At 50.9% G+C, this 18,247-nt stretch carries 13 protein-coding genes; 3 read left to right on the forward strand and 10 right to left on the reverse strand.

The window, feature by feature from the left end:
• Window positions 1-47: 47 nt before the first annotated feature.
• The 7 genes from LBJ36_01055 to LBJ36_01085 form a co-directional block, all read right to left on the reverse strand.
• Window positions 48-1,067, reverse strand: a complete 1,020-nt coding sequence (locus tag LBJ36_01055) for a Zn-dependent oxidoreductase (protein MDR1377630.1) — start codon at window positions 1,065-1,067, stop codon at window positions 48-50.
• A 201-nt stretch (window positions 1,068-1,268) separates the two neighbouring features.
• Window positions 1,269-2,648: a hypothetical protein gene (locus tag LBJ36_01060; GenBank protein MDR1377631.1), complete on the reverse strand. Its 1,380-nt coding sequence runs from the start codon at window positions 2,646-2,648 to the stop codon at window positions 1,269-1,271.
• A gap of 80 nt (window positions 2,649-2,728) precedes the next feature.
• Window positions 2,729-4,051: an NAD(P)/FAD-dependent oxidoreductase gene (locus LBJ36_01065; protein MDR1377632.1), complete on the reverse strand. Its 1,323-nt coding sequence runs from the start codon at window positions 4,049-4,051 to the stop codon at window positions 2,729-2,731.
• Window positions 4,052-4,076: 25 nt separating this feature from the next.
• Window positions 4,077-6,530, reverse strand: a complete 2,454-nt coding sequence (locus tag LBJ36_01070; protein ID MDR1377633.1) for an RNA-binding transcriptional accessory protein — start codon at window positions 6,528-6,530, stop codon at window positions 4,077-4,079.
• Window positions 6,531-6,745: 215 nt separating this feature from the next.
• A complete protein-coding gene (locus LBJ36_01075; GenBank protein ID MDR1377634.1) occupies window positions 6,746-8,629 on the reverse strand; it encodes a polysaccharide biosynthesis protein in 1,884 nt (627 codons plus the stop codon).
• Between the two features lie 206 nt (window positions 8,630-8,835).
• On the reverse strand, window positions 8,836-9,267 hold the full coding sequence (locus tag LBJ36_01080; GenBank protein ID MDR1377635.1) for a hypothetical protein: 432 nt from the start codon (window positions 9,265-9,267) through the stop codon (window positions 8,836-8,838).
• A gap of 144 nt (window positions 9,268-9,411) precedes the next feature.
• A complete protein-coding gene (locus LBJ36_01085; GenBank protein MDR1377636.1) occupies window positions 9,412-9,867 on the reverse strand; it encodes a helix-turn-helix domain-containing protein in 456 nt (151 codons plus the stop codon).
• Between the two features lie 222 nt (window positions 9,868-10,089).
• On the opposite strand from LBJ36_01085, the gene LBJ36_01090 reads away from it, so the two are divergent.
• Genes LBJ36_01090 through LBJ36_01100 form a run of 3 tightly spaced genes read left to right on the forward strand, consistent with a single transcriptional unit; the run spans window position 10,090 to window position 13,463 of the window.
• On the forward strand, window positions 10,090-11,457 hold the full coding sequence (locus LBJ36_01090) for a hypothetical protein (GenBank protein ID MDR1377637.1): 1,368 nt from the start codon (window positions 10,090-10,092) through the stop codon (window positions 11,455-11,457).
• Window positions 11,429-12,646 carry a PocR ligand-binding domain-containing protein gene (locus tag LBJ36_01095; GenBank protein ID MDR1377638.1) on the forward strand — a complete coding sequence of 406 codons (1,218 nt, stop codon included), beginning with the start codon at window positions 11,429-11,431 and terminating at the stop codon, window positions 12,644-12,646. The genes LBJ36_01090 and LBJ36_01095 overlap by 29 nt, the downstream gene beginning before the upstream one ends.
• 7 nt (window positions 12,647-12,653) lie before the next feature.
• On the forward strand, window positions 12,654-13,463 hold the full coding sequence (locus tag LBJ36_01100) for a helix-turn-helix domain-containing protein (GenBank protein MDR1377639.1): 810 nt from the start codon (window positions 12,654-12,656) through the stop codon (window positions 13,461-13,463).
• 103 nt (window positions 13,464-13,566) lie between these two features.
• Here LBJ36_01100 and LBJ36_01105 read toward each other — a convergent pair whose 3' ends face one another.
• The 3 genes from LBJ36_01105 to LBJ36_01115 form a co-directional block, all read right to left on the reverse strand.
• On the reverse strand, window positions 13,567-14,523 hold the full coding sequence (locus tag LBJ36_01105) for a DUF1177 domain-containing protein (GenBank protein ID MDR1377640.1): 957 nt from the start codon (window positions 14,521-14,523) through the stop codon (window positions 13,567-13,569).
• Between the two features lie 564 nt (window positions 14,524-15,087).
• Window positions 15,088-16,776, reverse strand: coding sequence for an OPT/YSL family transporter (locus tag LBJ36_01110; protein MDR1377641.1), 1,689 nt, complete (start codon window positions 16,774-16,776; stop codon window positions 15,088-15,090).
• Window positions 16,777-16,946: 170 nt separating this feature from the next.
• Window positions 16,947-18,038, reverse strand: coding sequence for a DUF917 family protein (locus tag LBJ36_01115; protein ID MDR1377642.1), 1,092 nt, complete (start codon window positions 18,036-18,038; stop codon window positions 16,947-16,949).
• Window positions 18,039-18,247 lie beyond the last annotated feature (209 nt).

Below are 18,247 nucleotides of genomic sequence, written 5' to 3' on the forward strand. Positions count from 1 at the left end.
GGAAATATACTCAAAAAAACGGTCGCCGCAGAAATTTGCTTCGTGTTTCAAAAAGTCAGAAGAACTTTGCAGGTTTCGAGGGGTTTTGTCTCGATAAGGTCGAAGGCGTTCCGAGTTTCCATAAATGGAAATTTGTGAGAAATCAATTTTTCCGGATCAAGGCCCTTTTTGAACCATTCGATGACCTGGGGAAACATGTTGCAATTGAGTCGAGAGCCGATAATGGAGAGTTCTTTTTTTGTGATCTCCAGGGGAATGATCTCCGCCGGGCGCTCGGAAAAGCCTAGGTGAGCGACGCGCCCCGCCGGCGACGCCATTTTGAGGAGAGAGGAGAAAAGCGCGGGAATACACACCGCGTCCACGATCAGAGGAACGCCCTCTTTCGCCCACTTGAGCGTCTCGTCTTCCAGGTTTTGGCAGCTGCTGTTGATCGTCAGCTCTGCGCCCAGTTTTCGCGCGGTTTCCAAGCGGGAATCCAGCACGTCCGCCACGGCCACCCGCGCCCCCATAAGAACCGCCCCCATAAGGACGGTCAAGCCGATGGGACCGGCGCCCATGACCAACACTCGATCCGACGCGACACACTCGGTACGCGATAAAACGTTCGCGGCGATAGAAAAAGGCTCGATCATCGCGGCCTTCTCCCAGGACCATTCAGGGGGTACCACGTGAGCGTTAGCAGCAGGAACCGCGACGTACTCGGCCATTCCTCCGTCCTGATGCACACCAAAAACCTTCAACCGCGAACAGACGTTACGACGTCCAATGGAACAGGGATAACAAACGCCGCAGCTCGTCACTGGATCTACCGCGACATGATCCCCCACCGCAAGACCCTGCTTTTCGGAGGGAAGGTCTTCGCCCAAGGCCACAACCTCGCCCGCGAACTCATGGCCGATAACGCGCGGATACTCTGCCAAAGGGTTCGTCCCATGGTAAATGTGCATATCCGAGCCGCATATTCCGGCCGCGCGTACGTGCACCAGCACCTCGCCTTTATTGGCCTGGGGAATGGGGAGTTCCGCGATCTCTAAACTTTTCGGTTCTTTGACATAAACGGCTTTCATAGACACCATTCTCCTTTTTATGCTTCTCTTTATGCTTCTCATTTCTTCACGCTATTTTTTTAACTATTTTTCTGACTATTGATCATATATCTTATTATATCGTTAATTGTATCATCTAATTCTATACAAAAGCAACATATCGACATGTATCAACATAATATATCGACATATGAAAACTATAAGACCTTCGTCAACAGGAAATCAACGTTTGCGCAGGGAAAGCCATCGGTTGACGACGTCAATGTTGCTCCAGAGCTCAAGGTTCAGGTCTGTAACGAAACAATACCCCTTGACCCATCCAGAGGTCCCCAGCTCCGCGTCCTTGTAGGTATCGCGATAAGCCCAAACGGGCGGAACGACATTGCCAGGATTGCTGATATGGAGACCATCCAAAGCGTACCCCCGCATTTTTTCCTCTTTTTTGGTAAAAATCGAGTCCACTGTGGCACGTACCTCTATCCTGCGAGACACGTCTCCCTTTTTCACGGAGGTATAACTTCCCCAAAAAGGAAAAATCTTCAGTGCCTCGTGTTTGACCCTATTCGAGGTGGTCAAGTGTTGGCCAAACAAAAGGGAGGAGGCGCCGTTCGCGAAAATGAGCTTGTTCGCGATGAGGCTCTGCTTTATGCCGTAGACGAAGGGCCTGTGAGCCATGAGCTTGTCCACGTAGACGCCCACCATGGAATGGGGAAAATAGAAGGCTTCCGCGTCCAGGGGAAAAGGGTCTTGCCATGGGTTGTAATCCGCGACCTCACATTTCAAAAACTGAAAAAGTTCCCTACTGTTATTGTCTTCCAGAGAAAAATCTCGGTCTCCCACAATGGCGATTTTGAAATTTTTCTCGATATACCCGGTCTCCTGAGGGGGAGTCCAATCTCGTTTCAGGTAGCCGAAAGCGTCAAGGATTTCCCAATCGACTTGACGGGTGACAGAAATCAACTGTAGAACCGCGCTCTTGATTTGCATGATCCGTGTGGCTGCCCCTGTATCGTAAAGGTCTTGCAATGTGGGCGAGGGACGTTCGATTTCTTTGGGAATATACCCTAGGGTCAAAAGGGCGCTTTTTCTACCGTAGTCCTGCTCTAAAAGCTGATATTCCCGCGGATTCTTGACCGACGCGAAAAGGATTCCCAGCACGGGATTGTCCTCTGCTCCATCAAAGGTCGACACGACAGCGGACGCGGTATTGGCGGTCAAAACGGCGGAAGTCGACGCAGCAAGCACAAGAACAATGCCGCAGGAAAGAGCTTTGGCCAGATCAGCGGGTTCGGGGTGAACCTGCACAAAATTTTCCTCAGGACGCGTCCCCAAGGGGACGAGGATCACGTTCAAAGCGTCGGAATCCGCCGTTTTCTGGAACAGCGTTTTTAGGTTCTTGACAGTACCGCAGGTGTACAAATCCAAAGAAATAACGGGTTCTTCCAGAAGAAGTTTCAGCAAACGCAGGTCCGTTTCACTACGTGCACAGGTAAAAACCTTGATTTTCACGCCCGTGCGTTTTAAAGCGTAAACCAGAAACACTCCCGGAGAAACCGTTCCCTCGTTAATTTCATCGGCAATGATTAGACGGGGTAAATTCAATGATACCATCCTTCCATGAGCTAAATTAAAGCTCGTGATTTCAGGGTCAGTTTACCATAGGGAGGTTAATTTGCCATAGGTTAAAAAGTCTCGCCCTGTCCGGCTACGTAACCGGTGCTCCAACATACCTGTAAATTGAACCCTCCTGTTGGGCCGTTGAGGTCTAAAATTTCGCCCGCGAAGTAAAGGTTTTCACACAGCTTCGAGCGCAATGTCGCGGGGTCTACCTCCGTAAGACAAACCCCTCCCTTGGTCACGATGGCGTAGTCGAAGCTCCAAAGACCATTCACGGTCAAGACAATATTTTTAAGCAGACTCGCCAGTTCTTCCTTCTCCTCCGGTGAGATGTAGGACACGGGTTTGTCTTCGGGGATGTCTGACAGCTCCAGAATCATAGGAATCAGAGCGCTCGGCAGAAGGTCCACCAGCGCGCGCCCAAACACTCGGTCCTCGTACTTCTCGAAATCCCGTTCGACGCGCGAAAGCAGTGCCGGCAAAGGAAGAGCGGGTTTCAAGTCCAGGATCAAGTTCACCGTCGGTAGATCTGTCGATAGAGCTGTTGGTAAAGCTGTTGTTGGTAAAGCTGAGCAAGAACGCCCTTCACTCGGTTTCATCCAGTCCGAGACGTAAGAACTCAGGTCCATAACGATGGGTCCGCTGACACCGAAGTTCGTGAACTCCATTTCCCCGAAGCGCTCGTCTACCTTTTGCCCGTCTACCGTGGCCGTGAGGCGGACGTTACGCAGGTTGAAATTTCGGGCCAGTTTCACCCAGGTTTCTCTGGTCTTGATGGGTACGATCGCGGGAGTCGGCTCAATGATTTTATGCCCCACTTGGGCCGCTAACCGATACCCGTCACCGGTGGAGCCCGTCTTAGGGTAAGATTGCCCCCCCGTCGCCAGGATATAGCGGTCGGCAGTAAGCTCCTCGACGGCGGTGACAAGACGATCCACGCGGCCGTTTTTCAATTTCATCGCCTGAACTGGCGACTTGCGCAGGATACGAACCTTTCCTTTCTTACAATAAAGCAAAAGGCAATTCAGGACTTTCTGAGCTCCTTGCGTCGCCTCCTCCGGCGGCAGATCGGGGAACACCCGGTTACCCCGCTCCACCTTGGTTCGGATTCCCTGCCGGTCGAAAAAAGCCCGAATCTCGCGAGGCTCAAAGCGGCTAAAGGCCCCGTGAAGAAAACGCCCGTTCTTTCCGTAACGCGACAAAAACGTCTCCATATCCGGTTCCGCGTTCGTGAGGTTACAACGGCGCTTTCCCGCCAGAAGCAACTTGACACCTAGGGAATCGTTCTTTTCCACTAGAAGTACCCGTTCTCCTATCTCCGCAGCCCGGCCCGCCGCCATCAATCCCGCTGGGCCGCCCCCGATCACGATTGTGTCGAAACGCTCCATCTCCTCCTCCAGTCCTCCAGTCGGGCTAGCGTTTCCCGCGACCTTTGGATAGGTCAGCGTCCGCCAGTTGTTGCTTGAAAAGAGAGCCCAGAGATAGGTCGATTGTTTCCTCATTTTTTTTATTCTTCTCTTCACCCTGTTTTTTATTCTGCTCTCCACCCTGGCGTCGCTGGTTGCCTTGCGCTTTTTCCATGGATTCCATGGAGTGGGAGAAAATGGAGTGAGAGAAAATGGGGCGAGGGAAATCTGAAGCCGTCCTCGAAGCCGTTTCGGAAGGGTCAGCCTCTAGATCCCGTTTTCTCATGGAGAGAGAAACACGCTTTCGCTGTTCGTCCACCTCCAGCACGGCAACCTTCACCTTCTGACCTGGCTTCAAGAACGCCTGGGGGTTTTCCACAAAACTATCGGACAGGCGGCTGACGTGTACCAATCCGTCCTGGTGGACGCCCAGATCCACGAAAGCCCCGAAGGCCGTGACGTTGGTCACGATTCCCGGCAGAACCATACCCACCCGTAGGTCTCCGATCTCTCGGACGTCAGGGTCGAAGGCAAAGGCCTCAAAGGCCACCCGCGGGTCGCGTCCCGGTTTCGCCAGCTCCTGAACAATATCCTTCAAGGTCGGCAATCCCGCTTTCTCGGAGACAAACCGCTCCAAATCGATTTTCGATCTCAGCTCGGAGGAGGCCATCAAATCGGCAACGGTGCACTTCAATTCTTTCGCCATCCGCTCTACGGTGGAGTAGTTTTCAGGGTGAACCGCCGACGCATCCAAGGGATTCTTCCCTCCGTGGATGCGCAAGAACCCCGCCGCCTGCTCGAAGGTCTTCGGTCCCAGACGAGGGACTTTCTTCAGTGTATCTCGGGATGCGAAAGGGCCGTTGGTCTCCCGATATTTGATCAATTGCCCCGCCACCTGCTTGCTCAGGCCGGAAATGTAGGACAGGATCTCCAAACTGGCGGTGTTGACCTCGACGCCCACGGCGTTGACGCAGGACATCACCACGTCGTCCAGGGACTGTTTCAGCTCTTTTTGATCCACGTCGTGCTGGTATTGCCCCACTCCAATGGATTTGGGGTCGATCTTGACCAGCTCAGCCATGGGGTCCATAAGGCGGCGACCGATAGAGACAGCGCCCCTCACCGTCACGTCTTGGTCGGGAAACTCCCTACGGGCCACTTCCGAAGCAGAGTAGATCGAAGCGCCGCTTTCGTTGACCGAGGCGACGATCACCTCAGGAGGCAAGCCCAACCCCCGAACGAAGGCTTCCGTTTCACGCCCGGCGGTTCCATTTCCAATAGCGATAGCCTGAATCCGGTACTTTTTGACAAGTTCTACAATCTTTCGCACGGCCTCGCTCCTCTGCCGTTCGCCCGTGTGAGGGAAAATCACGTCGTTGTGGAGAAAGTTTCCTTGAGCGTCCAGGCAAACCACCTTGCAACCCGTGCGGAGACCTGGGTCGATGCCCAGAGTTGCCTTCTGCCCCATGGGAGCCGCCATCAGGACCTCCTTCACGTTGCCGGCGAAGACGCGGATTGCCTCCGCGTCCGCCCGTTTTTTGAGAGCGTTGCGCAGCTCGTTTTCCATGGACGGCTTCAGGAGGCGCTTGTAACCATCCAAGACGGCCTCAGCCACCAGACGAGACGCTGGATTCACGCCCCTGACGAACATTCGCTTTAGCAGGGAAAGGCACTCTTCCTCCGGCGGCTCCACCGATATGGAGAGAAACCCCTCCCGCTCACCGCGAAAAATGGCCAGCACCCGATGGGAGGGCATGGAGACCACCGGCTCGCTCCACTCGAAATAATCCCGGTAGTTGTCGCTCTTGGAGTCTTCTTTGGAAGTGGCTTTAGCGCCCTCTTTCAAATCCTCTTTCAAATCCTCTTTGGAGCTGCCGGCCTTGGCGCGGGCACTGGCGAGCATGGCCTTACGAGCGAAGACTTTCCGCGTTTGCTGACGGACCTCCGTATCCTCACTGAACCGCTCGGCCAGAATATCCTGGGCCCCGGCCAAAGCATCTTCTACCGAAGCCACGCCTTTTTCTTCCGACAAGAAAAGGACGGCTTCCTTTTCGGGGTCGAAAGCGTCAAGCTGTTCGAGCAACTTTTCCGCCAAGGGTTTCAATCCTTTTTCGATCGCCACGGAGGCACGGGTTTTGCGCTTGGGGCGATAGGGAAGATAAGCGTCCTCCAAGGCTGTCATGGTCTGAGCTCCATCGATCGTCACCTTGAGTTCGTCAGTCAGAAGCTCCCGTTCCACCAGGGATTCCAGTATGGCGGTTCTCCGCTTCTCTATCTCCTGTATTTTTTCGTTGCGGTCGCGTATGGCCGTGACGACCGTCTCATCCAGGGAACCCGTAGCCTCCTTGCGGTAGCGAGCGATGAAAGGGACTGTACACCCCTCCTCAAAGAGTTCGAGAACAGCGGATACCTGAGCTTCCGTCAACCGCAATTCTTTTGCGACCGCTACCGTTACGTTCATGAAAAAACCTCCCTCAATACAACCTTTAATCTTCAATACAACCTTTAATCTTCAATATAACCTTTAATCTTCAATATAACCTTTAATCTTCAATATAACCTTTAATCTTCAATATAACCTTTAATCTTCAATATAACCTTTAATCTTCAATATAACCTTTAGGCTTTTATACAACCTTTAGGCTTTTATATAATCTTTAATACACCTTTAGGTTTTTAATCTTGATTCACTATAGAACCGGCGTACTCTGGAACGGCTTCGTGGAGTAGGGAGAGCGCGCTATCGGATTTGTGCAAGCTCTGCCGCAAAAGCAACGCAAGGCCGCGTGTTTCGGCGTTTTCGCTGATCGTATCCAAAGTCGAGGCGAATACTTTGGGATGCGCCGTAGGGTGAACGGTGTCCGGGTCGTAAAAAAGCTCTTCAAACAGCTTTTCTCCAGGGCGCATCCCCGTGTAGGTGATGGCGATATCCCTTCCTGGCTCATACCCGTGCAGGCGAATCAAGATCTCTGCCATTTCGGCGATGGAGATGGGATCTCCCATGTCCAACGCGAATAGCTCGCCTCCTTGGCCGATGGCTCCCGCCTGGATCACGAGACTGACGGCCTCTGGAATTAACATGAAATAACGTTTCATCGCGGGGTCTGTGACGGTCACAGGGCCACCGCTGGCGATCTGTTCCTCGAACTTCGGTACAACGCTGCCACGGCTGCCCAAAACATTACCGAACCGCACCGCCATGTAGATCGTCTCAGGAAAGCGCTTCTGTGTCTCCCCCAACAGCAGTTCCGCCACCCGCTTGCTGGCTCCCATGACGCTCGACGGATTGACAGCCTTGTCGGTAGAGATCAAGACCATCCTTTCGGCGCGAAACTCTCCCGCCAATTCCGCTATTGTCAAGGTTCCCAGGGCGTTGACGCGGAGAGCCTCACGAGGATTGTCTTCCATTAAAGGAACGTGTTTGTGAGCGGCGGCGTGAAAAACCACTTGGGGTTGCCAGCGCTGGAAGGCGGCTCTCATGGCGATCTCGTCCGCCACGTCGGCGACAATGGGACGCAGGGGAACGCGAACCGGCAATTTGCGGAAAGATTCAAGAAGAAGATAAATGGACTGTTCGCCGTGACCTAAAAGGATCACTTCTTTGGGGTCATTCCGTAAGATCTGTTGAACGATTTCGCTGCCGATGGAACCACCGGCGCCGGTGACCATGACGCTGCGTCCCCTCAAATAAGCGGCGACTTTCTGGATGTCGATCTGCACGGGTTCGCGCCCCAAAAGGTCCTCCAGGCGGATTTGTCGCAGACGATTGACGGAGATCTCGCCGTCCGCCAGTTCTCGGAGGCTGGGAAGCACCCGCACACTGACCCCCAAGGGCGCCAATCTGTCGTAAATGGCGCGTATTTTTCGGCCGGTCGCCGAGGGCATAGCCACCAATACCACCTTGACACGGTATTCTCGTATCAAGGTGGGAAGGTCTTTAGTCTCTCCCAGTACCTCGAGCCCGGATATGCGTTTACCGTCTTTTTGTGGGTCGTCATCGACAAACCCCCGGAGGCGTAAATTTCCTGAGTGTCTCAGCAAGTCTCGCGCCAATAGGGTCCCTGTTTCCCCCGCCCCCACAATCAGGGTCTCCAACTGTTCCTGTCCAGGATAGGAGGTCTGTCCAGGATAGGAGGAAGGAGTTGTCAACCGCCAGGAGACACGGAGCCCCCCACAAAAAATTATTCCCGCGAAAAGCATGATGGCTAACGATGTGCGAGGCAGAAAAGCGAAGCGTGTCGAGAAGTTGAAAGCCGTGAAGACAAGCGCACCGGCGAAGTAAAGACGGGCGAAGCGGACGTAATCCTCCAACCCGGCCTGAGTCCAGAGAGTCCAATATTGCCCACCCAGAAAAAAAACGAAAACCATCAAAGAGGAGAAAACAAACACCACACGCGCCAAGTCCACCAGGCTGACGTGAGGGATGAAAAGCGTCAGGCGAATGGCGTAACCTAAGTAAGCGGCAAAAGCGAGGAACACAAAATCTAACAGTGCCACGATAAACCCGTGTCCCGCCAAATTTTTCCATATATCAAACACTTCGTTCAACGTGTCGCGCATGAAAGACTCTTTTTCACATTGAAACTCTCTTCTGCATTTTAACTCTTTTCTGTATTTAAACTCTTTTCTATATTAAAACTCTTTTTCACACTGGCACGCTCTTCTATCTGAAACTCTTTTTCACACTGAAACGCTCTTCCATAAAAATCGGCGTCAAGAGGTTAGCATTAGAAGTTGACATTAGAAGTTGGCATTAGAAGTTAGCATTAAAGGATGAGCTTTTTCCCGCCTTGCTGTTGCCCACCCATTCGGTCGAGCTGGTTCAGAACTGCCGCCGGGGCTACGTCGATCCGTGGCTTTTGTTGCTTGTTCATAGTGTTGGACGCGCGTTTCTGGTAATCTTCCATTGTTTTTTTAATGGCCTTCGCGTCGCCCTTGAGCCAGAGCAGCAGGCTCTGGGTGACGTTTTCCAATGCCTCCGGAGCGGGCATCTCCTCGATCATACCCAAATCTTTCAGGATTCGATACTCTTCCTTTACAGAGTCGAAAACGTCCTCGTCCGTAATCAGTCCCTTTTTATAGAGAACGCGGAACATGATATTGAAACGGTTTTTCTGGTTTTCGGCATCCAAAACGATTCCGTCCACGCGAGCTAAAAGTACGGAAAGCAATTCATCGAGACCTATTTGCATAGGCATGGCGCGATTCCTCCTTAAGTTAGCGACAGTTAGCGACCTGTAACAACTTTTTTATTTTAACATAGAAGCGGAAAACAAGCTCTGAGAGAGGTCATCGACCGGTTGCGCTACTTTGCGCGCGCGCCTCTTCTTCATCTCCTTCGTTTAAACCGTTCGAAATTTATTCATTTCTTCTTCCAGAGCGTAAGCCTTCCCGAATAGAGATATACGCCGCTTCATATCTAACGATTCAAAGATACGCGTCAACTCCATAATTTCCTCGGTTATCGCGCGTTCATTCTCTCTGTTGACGAAGACGGTATTATCATTCCCTGCCTGGATAAAGGCGTTGTTCCGAACATCACCAGATATCACATTCGATAAATGTTGGGATTTCTCTTTTTTTATGGTCCTAAACATTTCTCCCTCTCCAGTCAGAAGCCAAGAAGGAGATACATCATATTGCACAATAAGCTTAAGAAGGAAGGTAGATTGTGGATCCCCCTCTTCTTTTTCATAGCGCCAATATGTTCTATTGGGCAAGCCTAAAATCTTCGCAAAATCTTTTTGACTGTATTTCAAATATTTTCGCAAAATATAGAGCTGATCTTTTATTGCCATTTTTACGGTTCATCCCCTTGACGTATTCGCCAATATGGCGAATAATGTTTTCTATCGGAAGGTCTCTTTAGATATCATACCTCGGAAGGTATCTTTAGATATCATACCAAAGTGTTTGTAAGTTGAGAAGGCTGTTCACAAGGACGGCCCTAGAGAGCTCGGAGTGTGATCATGAATACCGATATTAGAATATCCGTTGAATTTTGGCGACATCCCAAAACAGTGAAACTTGAACGTTGCGTTGGACTCGAAGGCGTCAAGTCTTTGTTGATCCTTTGGGCGTGGGTTGCCTGTAATCGTCCTGATGGGGATTTGCGGGGACTGGATACCGAGGACATCGAAATTGCCGCCGAGTGGAAAGGTGAACCGGGAACGCTGATAAAATTCCTGGTTGCCTTAGGATGGATCGATGAAGAAAACGGGCGTTACGCAATACACGATTGGATAGAACATAATCCGTGGGCCGCCAGAGCCGATGATCGAAGCAACGCTTCTCGTCTAGGAAAATTGAAGCAAGTCAATAGAGCGGCTTATGAAGAACTTCAACAGCTTAAAGTAACTTCTCTTTCCAAAGAAGAATATCAACAATGGAAAGACTATGTTCCATTTGACATACTCCCACGACTAAATAAAAAGTATGCTTCGGAGTATGCTCTAGATTATGCTTCGGAGTATGCTCTAGATTATGCTTCAGAGTATGCTCTAGATTATGCTTCATGGAAGGACTCTGTTCTATGGAAGGACTCTGTTCTGGCGACGCAAAACGAGAACGTAGAAACGCGTGACCATACGTTTGTGCCATCGATAGCGAACGCTAACAAACCAACCCCTGAACCAACTCTTGAACTAACCTTTGAACTAACCCTCCAGGAGCTCGCCGGGGTCAACGCTGGCGCGCGCGCGGCGAACGCTGGCGACTCGCCGGCGACGGCCCCGGCTTCTTCTCTTGCTCTTGCTCTTGTTCCTACTCTTGCTCCTACGCAAAAAGAATATGCGCAACCTGCGGTTGCGCGCCCCCCAGCCGAGGACCTTTTAAAGTCAATAAAATCCAATAAGCCGACAAAAGCCAGTAAGCCAGTGGAACTGGCGAACTATCCTGACCCGCGCAAGGTGGACAAGGTGAGCAAGCAGCGGGCTTTCGAGGTATGGCAGTGTATACGGGCTCCTGCGTTCCCGAGCGCGTTCCCGACCAACGCCCCATCGTCAAGCGCGTTAAGCGCGTCGTCACGGCGGCGCTACCCTACGCTCCGCAGCGGAGACGCGACGCTTGGGGGCAGAGGCGCAGTTTATCCGGCACCCAAAGACATCATCGCCGGGTATTTCACGCGCACGCGCACGCGCAACGCTCCATCCGCGAGATCAAATCAGGGCAAACGCGCGCTTAAGGGATGTGTGTACCTTGCGGCTATTCAGTATATAATAGTTTTCGAGAGTTCACAGCCAATTGCCAGGGAATTTCAAACGCTCGAAATCGCTTTGACTATTCTAACTTTAAGTCTTTTATTTCAATTTGCTTTGAAGCGGGTTCGAGGCGGGTTCGAAGCGGAGGGAGGTGGATTTTTTGAAGCTGTTCGAGATCGTTTCACCTGATCTGTTGCAGGAGATTCAAGACTGCTTTGCCTCTGCTACTGGGTTTGCCGCCATTACGGTCGACTTTCAAGGAAAACCGCTTCTAAAATATAGCAATTTTTCACAATTTTGTCTGAAATTAAGAGAGGACGAGTTTTTCCACTATTATTGTTGTCAGTCCGACGCCCACTCAGGGCTCGAAGCCGTGCGCAAGGGTTCTCTGTGCATCCACCGATGTCACGCGGGCCTGATCGACTTCGCGGTTCCCATTATCGTCGATGGCGAGTACATGGCCTCCGTCATGTGCGGCCAGGTGAAAGCCGACGACGATACGGCGCTTAAGACCCGCCTCCTTGAACAGAGCGACGACATTTTTACTGACAGGCCGGAACTACGCGCCCTGCACGACAAAATACCCGTGCTACCGGTGCGGCGCATCAAAGAAACAGCCGAGTTGCTCAATAGGATCGTCAACTTCATCGTGGAACAATTTTACTCCCAAAGACGCGACACCCGCTTTTTGGAGGACAGAAAGCGACAGGAAGAACTCACCCGCCAACGTGACGAAATGGAGATGATGTTGCTCCACGCGCGAATATCGCCTCATTTTCTTTTCAACGCGCTCAACGTCGCGGGGCGTCAGGCACACATGGAGGGCGCGCGGAAGGCGGAAGACGTCATTTACGCGCTAGCTGACATGTGCCGTTACTTCATGCGAAATGACGAACCCCGCGTGACGGTGGAACGAGAACTGCAAAATGTGAAAAACTATTTCTTCATCCAGAAAGTGCGTTTTGGTGACCTACTCTCGTTTACTTTCGACGTCCAGCCCGATATACGGGATTGCCTCATACCCTCCATGTCCCTTCAGGCGTTGGTAGAGAACTCCATGCATCACGGGCTGGAGAAAAAAAACGGCCTTGGCTATGTTAATGTTAGATTGCGTGGTTTCAAGGAGAACGGCATGGTTTGTTTCGAGGTGAGCGACAACGGGGCGGGCGCCTCCAAAGATCGATTGACATTATTGAACGGCATGGGGGACCTGAATACCCTGCCCACGAATTTTTCAGCCGATGGGATCTATAATTTGCGTAAAAGGCTGCGGTATTTCTGGGAGAATGGTTTCAAACTTCAATTTTCCGAAAACACGGAGGGCGGCGTGACAGCCCGGCTGGAAATAGCCGCGCGTAAGCCGGCTCAGGTCGAGTGAGGCAAAAATGTGCCGTATTGTGGTAGTCGATGATGAATATCTAGAGCGGGAATTTATCAAAAAAGTTCTCCGCAGCATCGAAAATACAGAGGTAGTCGGTGAGGGAGGCAACGGAGATATGGCTGTCGAGCTTTGTTCTGTGCTGAAGCCAGACATCGTTTTCCTCAATTGCGGCATGGGGGCCTTCGGAGGATTAGAAGCCGCCGCGCGGATCCGCCTGAAAGACAGAGACGTCGTCATCGTTCTGACGAGCGCAGATGAAGATAACTTTCAGGACAAGGACGAACGTCACACGCCGCTGAACATCGCCGAGTACCTTTTGAAGCCAATACGAGCGGAGACGATCAGGGAAATCGTTCTGAAACGCGGCGGACGCGGCAAGTCGAGTGCGCGCATACCCGCGAAGATGAAAAAACACCTCAAGTTTTACCCCCTCAATATCATGTCGCGGGAAATCACTCTGGCGTTGGCCTATATCGACGCCCACTATGGCGAGGACATCAGTTTGGACTCCGTGGCAGATGTGGTTTCTCTCAGCAGTTACTATTTCAGCAGACTCTTCAAGAAAGAGGTTGGGGTCAACTTCTCGCGGTATGTCCTCCATAAACGGCTCGAAGCGGCCAAGCGGACGCTGGAGGAGACAGAAGACCCCATAACGGATATCGCAACCTCGGTGGGTTTCCACGAAGGCCATTACTTCGGCAAGAAATTCAAAAAATTCACGGGTTCGACACCGTCGGAATACCGAAAAAAGCTCGCCCTTCTCGAAGAAGAACGAAAGAACGTGCGGGGAAAATATCAAGAAGAACTATCCTGACCGATCTTTTAATGAATTTTAATGAATATTAATATATTATAGCTTATTCAGATACTATATGTAGTCCCCAGAAGATCCGGGGACTTTCATCAAAAAATATTAATCACGTTTTGTTCACATTTTGTTTTCCGGTACCCATGGTCTGGAGATGGGCCATTGAGCCGTATAAATTGACGATGCGCTGAAACTCCTTTTTATCGTAAAACGCAATCTTGCCCTCACCGAAGGCTTTGGCGACCTCGATGGAAAAACGGACCACAAGCTCAATGTCCACGACCTGAGAGGAACCCGTAGCACAACCGGGCACCGCCGACTCCGCGGTCAAGGCCACGCCAACCACCGGGGCCTTTGTCGCGGTACAGGGTTGAAGAATGCTGTTAAGGTGATAGAGGTCGTTGCCGTAGGGTGTGATGTCCTGGGTTGTGAGGGCGAAGACCACGGGGTCCCGGCCCGTGACGTAGCTCATCAGCGTCAACAGGTCCTCGCTGATTCTCAAGATGTAGCCTTCCTTTACCGTAGGAGATAGAGCGAAACCACGGTGATTGATTATACGGTTTCCGCGGGTCGTGTCGATGGAAAGCACGGCGTCCAGATCGTCGGTTATCTCCTCAGCGTTGGCAATGGACATGTTGATAGGGGAGTCCATGAAGGGAACGGGATCGTGAGGGCACGTTGGAGCGTTGGGACAGATGTGAGTGGAGATGAAAACGTCTCCTTTCAGTGCGTCGCCCATCTGAGCCATTTTTCCCAGTTTCATGGCCGTAGCCAAGGCCGCGATCGCTCCGTCACCGTCCGAAACAATCCCCACCCGCTCCGGTCGCGCTCCGATTCCGCCCAGACGCCCCACAATCCCCAAAGTTGGGGCCTTGCCGCCGTTTTTCTTCCCTTCCGAGCCTTTTAGCCAGATCTTAACGAAATCCGTGCGGCCCTTGGGGCCTTGAACAGTTTTGACCGTCACGGCGTTTTTGTCCACTCCGGCGACGACGAGGGATTCTTTGACGCTTTCCCCGGAGACGGAACGGCTATCCAGCAATTCATATGCTTCAATCGTGTATTTCATGGACATATTTTCTTCTGCTACTGAAAACCTATGCAAATGTGTAATAGTCCAGATTTTTCCTTCTTCATCCTTATTTTTCCTTATCCTTATTTTTCCTGCTTCATCCTTCCCTCTTTCGCCAAAGCTACTCAAGTTTATACGGAAGTCCAAAAGCTTAAATTTCCGTGTAGCCCACGGTACATAACATTACACTATAGGTTTATAGCCGCGTTCAAATCGCGGTTCGCAAATTTTACAGTAGCAGGTTTCACCTTCTTTCTATTTTTTATCAACAGATTTCGATCAACAGCCGTCAAGAATTAATTTTTCGAAAAAATTTACGTTGCTCTCGTTTAAGCCCGCGTTTTAATTTCTTAACTCTGGATGCTTTGTTTGTATTGCTATATATTGCTAAAAATCTGATGCTTAGAAACCGTAGCTGTTTCCTTAATTCCTACATCAACACCTATTCCATGCCTTTCCATCGGATAGCCCAATCGGATAGCCCAACAGGTATATACCTATACTCCTATATCTCTACTATATCAGCGTTGGGTTACCGCAAGTCAAAATGCGGTGTGCGGACTACGAAAAGCTACGGATGAGGGCGTTGATGAAGCCATAGATGCCATCTCCCGCCACAAAACCGCCGCCGTAAAGTTCCAGCCCTGCCTTGTACTTTTTCTCCAGCGGCCAACGAATCAAAAGAGCGACGAGCAATCCGATGCCGTAAACGGGATTATTGATCAAGAGACCCGTTGCGAAAAGGATGCCCAGCGCTTTCTTGGCGCCTCCGATAAATTGGAGCAATGCCCCGAAAACGGCGCCCCCGATCAGTTGAGGCAATATGCTTGGTTGGATCCCCGCCTGGATAGTGGTCGCGAAAACTTTGCTGACAGGAGGGATCATATCCAGTTTAAAGTGCATATTCATAAAAAGAGCCGTAATGACGATGGCCAAAACGCCACCCATCAGCTCGGCGATGGCCTGTTGACGACGCCCGTCCAACTCGTAAGCCACGTTGGTTCCCTTGCCACGGAGAAGCCAACCCGTTTTGAGATCATAACCCATATCCGCAAAACAGGGTCCCGTACTGGTCACATAGCCGGTGAGCAGAATCAGGGCGCTTGGGGGAAACCCCATGAATATCCCGAAGATCACAAAAATGACGCTGACGGCAAACCCCGGAAACCAGCCCGAGTGCATCGCGGACAGTCCCACCAAAATAGGAGCCACCGCCGCGGAAAAAGTACACCAGACAACCCACAAAACCAGCTGACCGGTTTCCATCTCCGACGTGATACCGCTCCATAGGGCCAAAGTTAACGCGCCGACGGCGAAAAAAATGAAATGGGTAGCAAGCGCCTTTTTCACACTAGCGGTCGAAACCGTATAATGGTCCTCCGCTAAAAACGCCTCCGGGTTCTTTTGTTTGAAGATAATGAACAGAGCTTGTACAAGCGACACCATTCCCGCGCCGATCATGACTCCCTGGGGAATATAGGTGGTTCCCAAGTTAATGGGCAGCTCGAAACCTATCCCCGAAGCGATGGGGGCGAGAGCTCTCGCTATGTACGGAAAGTAGCCTCGAATGATAAGCCCTAGGGCCAAAGCAAGCATGGCGAAGACATTGGCTATGAAAGCGATCCCCATGCCGGCCATAGGCAATCCGCTGACGCCGAGGGAAGGAAACGCGAACAACTTGCTACTCCCTATGGCTCCCAGCAGGATACCGTAGACCAGGTTACGCGCTTTTTTGCCTCCTTCGTCGCCCGCGTTGATTGCCTGCGCCGTTGCCACACCGGGAGGCCAGGAGCCGGCGGCGGGAAACAGTTCGGAGTCATAGAGGGAGTACACCATGTGGATTCCGATCAACGTCGCGGCTCCCGATCCGATGAGCATGGGGACGACGAGGGTCATGTCGCCATAGGCGTAAAGAATGGCGACGGCCAACAGCGTACAGTTAGCCGCGCCGAAGCCCGCGGCGGAGGCCATTGTCTGTACCAAATTCTGGCGGTCGATTGAGCGAAATTTCTTCATTGTCGTGAAAGGCAGTCTGCCCACAGCCATTGCGAGCAACGCCCCGATGATGGAGGTGTTAGGTGTAAAACCAAGGCGTGAGATGATCTGCATACAAATGATCGCGGATCCCGCCGACACCAAAAGACTGAAAAACAGAGTTTCCATTTCCAGCGCTTTTACATGCGAAGCGGGTGTCGCGTGGGGCGAGTTTCGAGAAGTACCGTTCATGTTCTCCATTTCAATATTCTCCATTTCATTTTCCTCACTTATACGTAAGATATTTATATAAGTATATAAAATATTGAGATAAAATAAGATTTGAAACTCCAGGAATAAGCGACTTCAAGAACATGTCCCTAATACTAATGTCCCTAATACTAATAACTAATAAATAAATGATAAATAATAACTAATGAAAGATTTCACGGACGCGTCAAATCAAGATATTTAAGCATTTCTTTGCCTATCACCTCTTCAACTTCTCTGATTAAGTCCGGCTCATACATCGTGCTGGATAAGCGCAAATTTTTCATTGCGGTACATATTATGAATACATCACGATCATTTTCTATCATGGCGGTTGTCAGGGGAGTTCCTGTCTTTGCGTCAAAAGTCATGATCAATTCCGGGAAAGTGGCCACACGCATATCTCCATCGTCCCAAGTCATATACTCATTCCAAAACGTAAGTTCCATATCGTTGACATGGAACTTACCAATGTCGTATCCGCCAACGGTCTCAAGAGAAAAATTATTTACAATGCCTCTCGCGATTCTTCTACCGTCTAAAAATTGCGTTACTCTTTGTATGGCTTCGGCTGGATTAGCGACATCAAGCCCTAGGGTGTAGGTTCTGCCTGTTTCTATCGCGTGAGAAATCCCTCCAATGGCGCAATTTTCTTTTGCGTAAGCTACGGTTATCGGGTTACGGGCGACACTGACAACTCCCCCCGCTTCTATAGAGGCGGCACGAACCAACCTTGATGTATGGTTAATGGAACCTTGCGCAAAACATTCTATTTCATCGTTTGTTGCGGGATTGCCTCCTGTTGCCCCTTGTACCGTCACATAATCTGGTATTTTATGCAGATTCAGGCTTCCCATCACCCCAGTTGGGTGAGCGCGCCCATTGCAAGGCGCGTCCAGTAAAGGGATTCCTAAAATAGCCGCTTGATACCAACCATTGACGGTAGCGCCACCGCCTTGTTCATTAGTAATGATTCCCCCGATATTCAGTTCTTTGTTTCGCAAAATCAACTGAATTGGTCGGAGAGTTTGTTCCGCGGTAAGGTATCGATTTAGGGCAGCCGGAGCGCCCACATTAGACACAGTAAGAATAATCGCGTCGTCCGGGATCTCATGAATATCTGTAAGGTATAAATCACCATGTTGTAGCGCGAGTTCGGCAAATTCACGTCCCATGTCTGGATTTCCGCCTCCGCCGCCGCCCAAAATTGTTCCCCCTGTAATCGCGTATCGCAGAAGTTCAAAATCCAATTGGGTTCTTTTACTCACCGTTTACCTCCTCCTCATTTTAAAATTTGGGACACTTCACTTTTACAAATTCTTTTACAAATTCTTTTACAAATTAGAGTCATATTTACGAATTAGAGTCATACAGCGTTTCTGGCAAGATTACGCACATCTCAACTGCACCCGAATAAATATTTGATTCGCGGTTCAAAGAGACTCCTGGCAATGGCTTTTGAATACGGTTCTCTGAT

The sequence above is a fragment of the Synergistaceae bacterium genome (genome assembly GCA_031267575.1).
In the GTDB taxonomy this organism is placed as follows: Bacteria; Synergistota; Synergistia; order Synergistales; family Aminobacteriaceae; genus JAIRYN01.

Coding starts and splice junctions, on each gene's coding strand:
- LBJ36_01055 (MDR1377630.1), bottom strand. CDS start 1,067: ATGAAAGCCGTTTATGTCAAAGAACCGAAAAGTTTAGAGATCGCGGAA.
- LBJ36_01065 (MDR1377632.1), bottom strand. CDS start 4,051: ATGGAGCGTTTCGACACAATCGTGATCGGGGGCGGCCCAGCGGGATTG.
- LBJ36_01070 (MDR1377633.1), bottom strand. CDS start 6,530: ATGAACGTAACGGTAGCGGTCGCAAAAGAATTGCGGTTGACGGAAGCT.
- LBJ36_01075 (MDR1377634.1), bottom strand. CDS start 8,629: ATGCGCGACACGTTGAACGAAGTGTTTGATATATGGAAAAATTTGGCG.
- LBJ36_01080 (MDR1377635.1), bottom strand. CDS start 9,267: ATGCCTATGCAAATAGGTCTCGATGAATTGCTTTCCGTACTTTTAGCT.
- LBJ36_01085 (MDR1377636.1), bottom strand. CDS start 9,867: ATGGCAATAAAAGATCAGCTCTATATTTTGCGAAAATATTTGAAATAC.
- LBJ36_01100 (MDR1377639.1), top strand. CDS start 12,654: ATGTGCCGTATTGTGGTAGTCGATGATGAATATCTAGAGCGGGAATTT.
- LBJ36_01105 (MDR1377640.1), bottom strand. CDS start 14,523: ATGAAATACACGATTGAAGCATATGAATTGCTGGATAGCCGTTCCGTC.
- LBJ36_01110 (MDR1377641.1), bottom strand. CDS start 16,776: ATGGAGAATATTGAAATGGAGAACATGAACGGTACTTCTCGAAACTCG.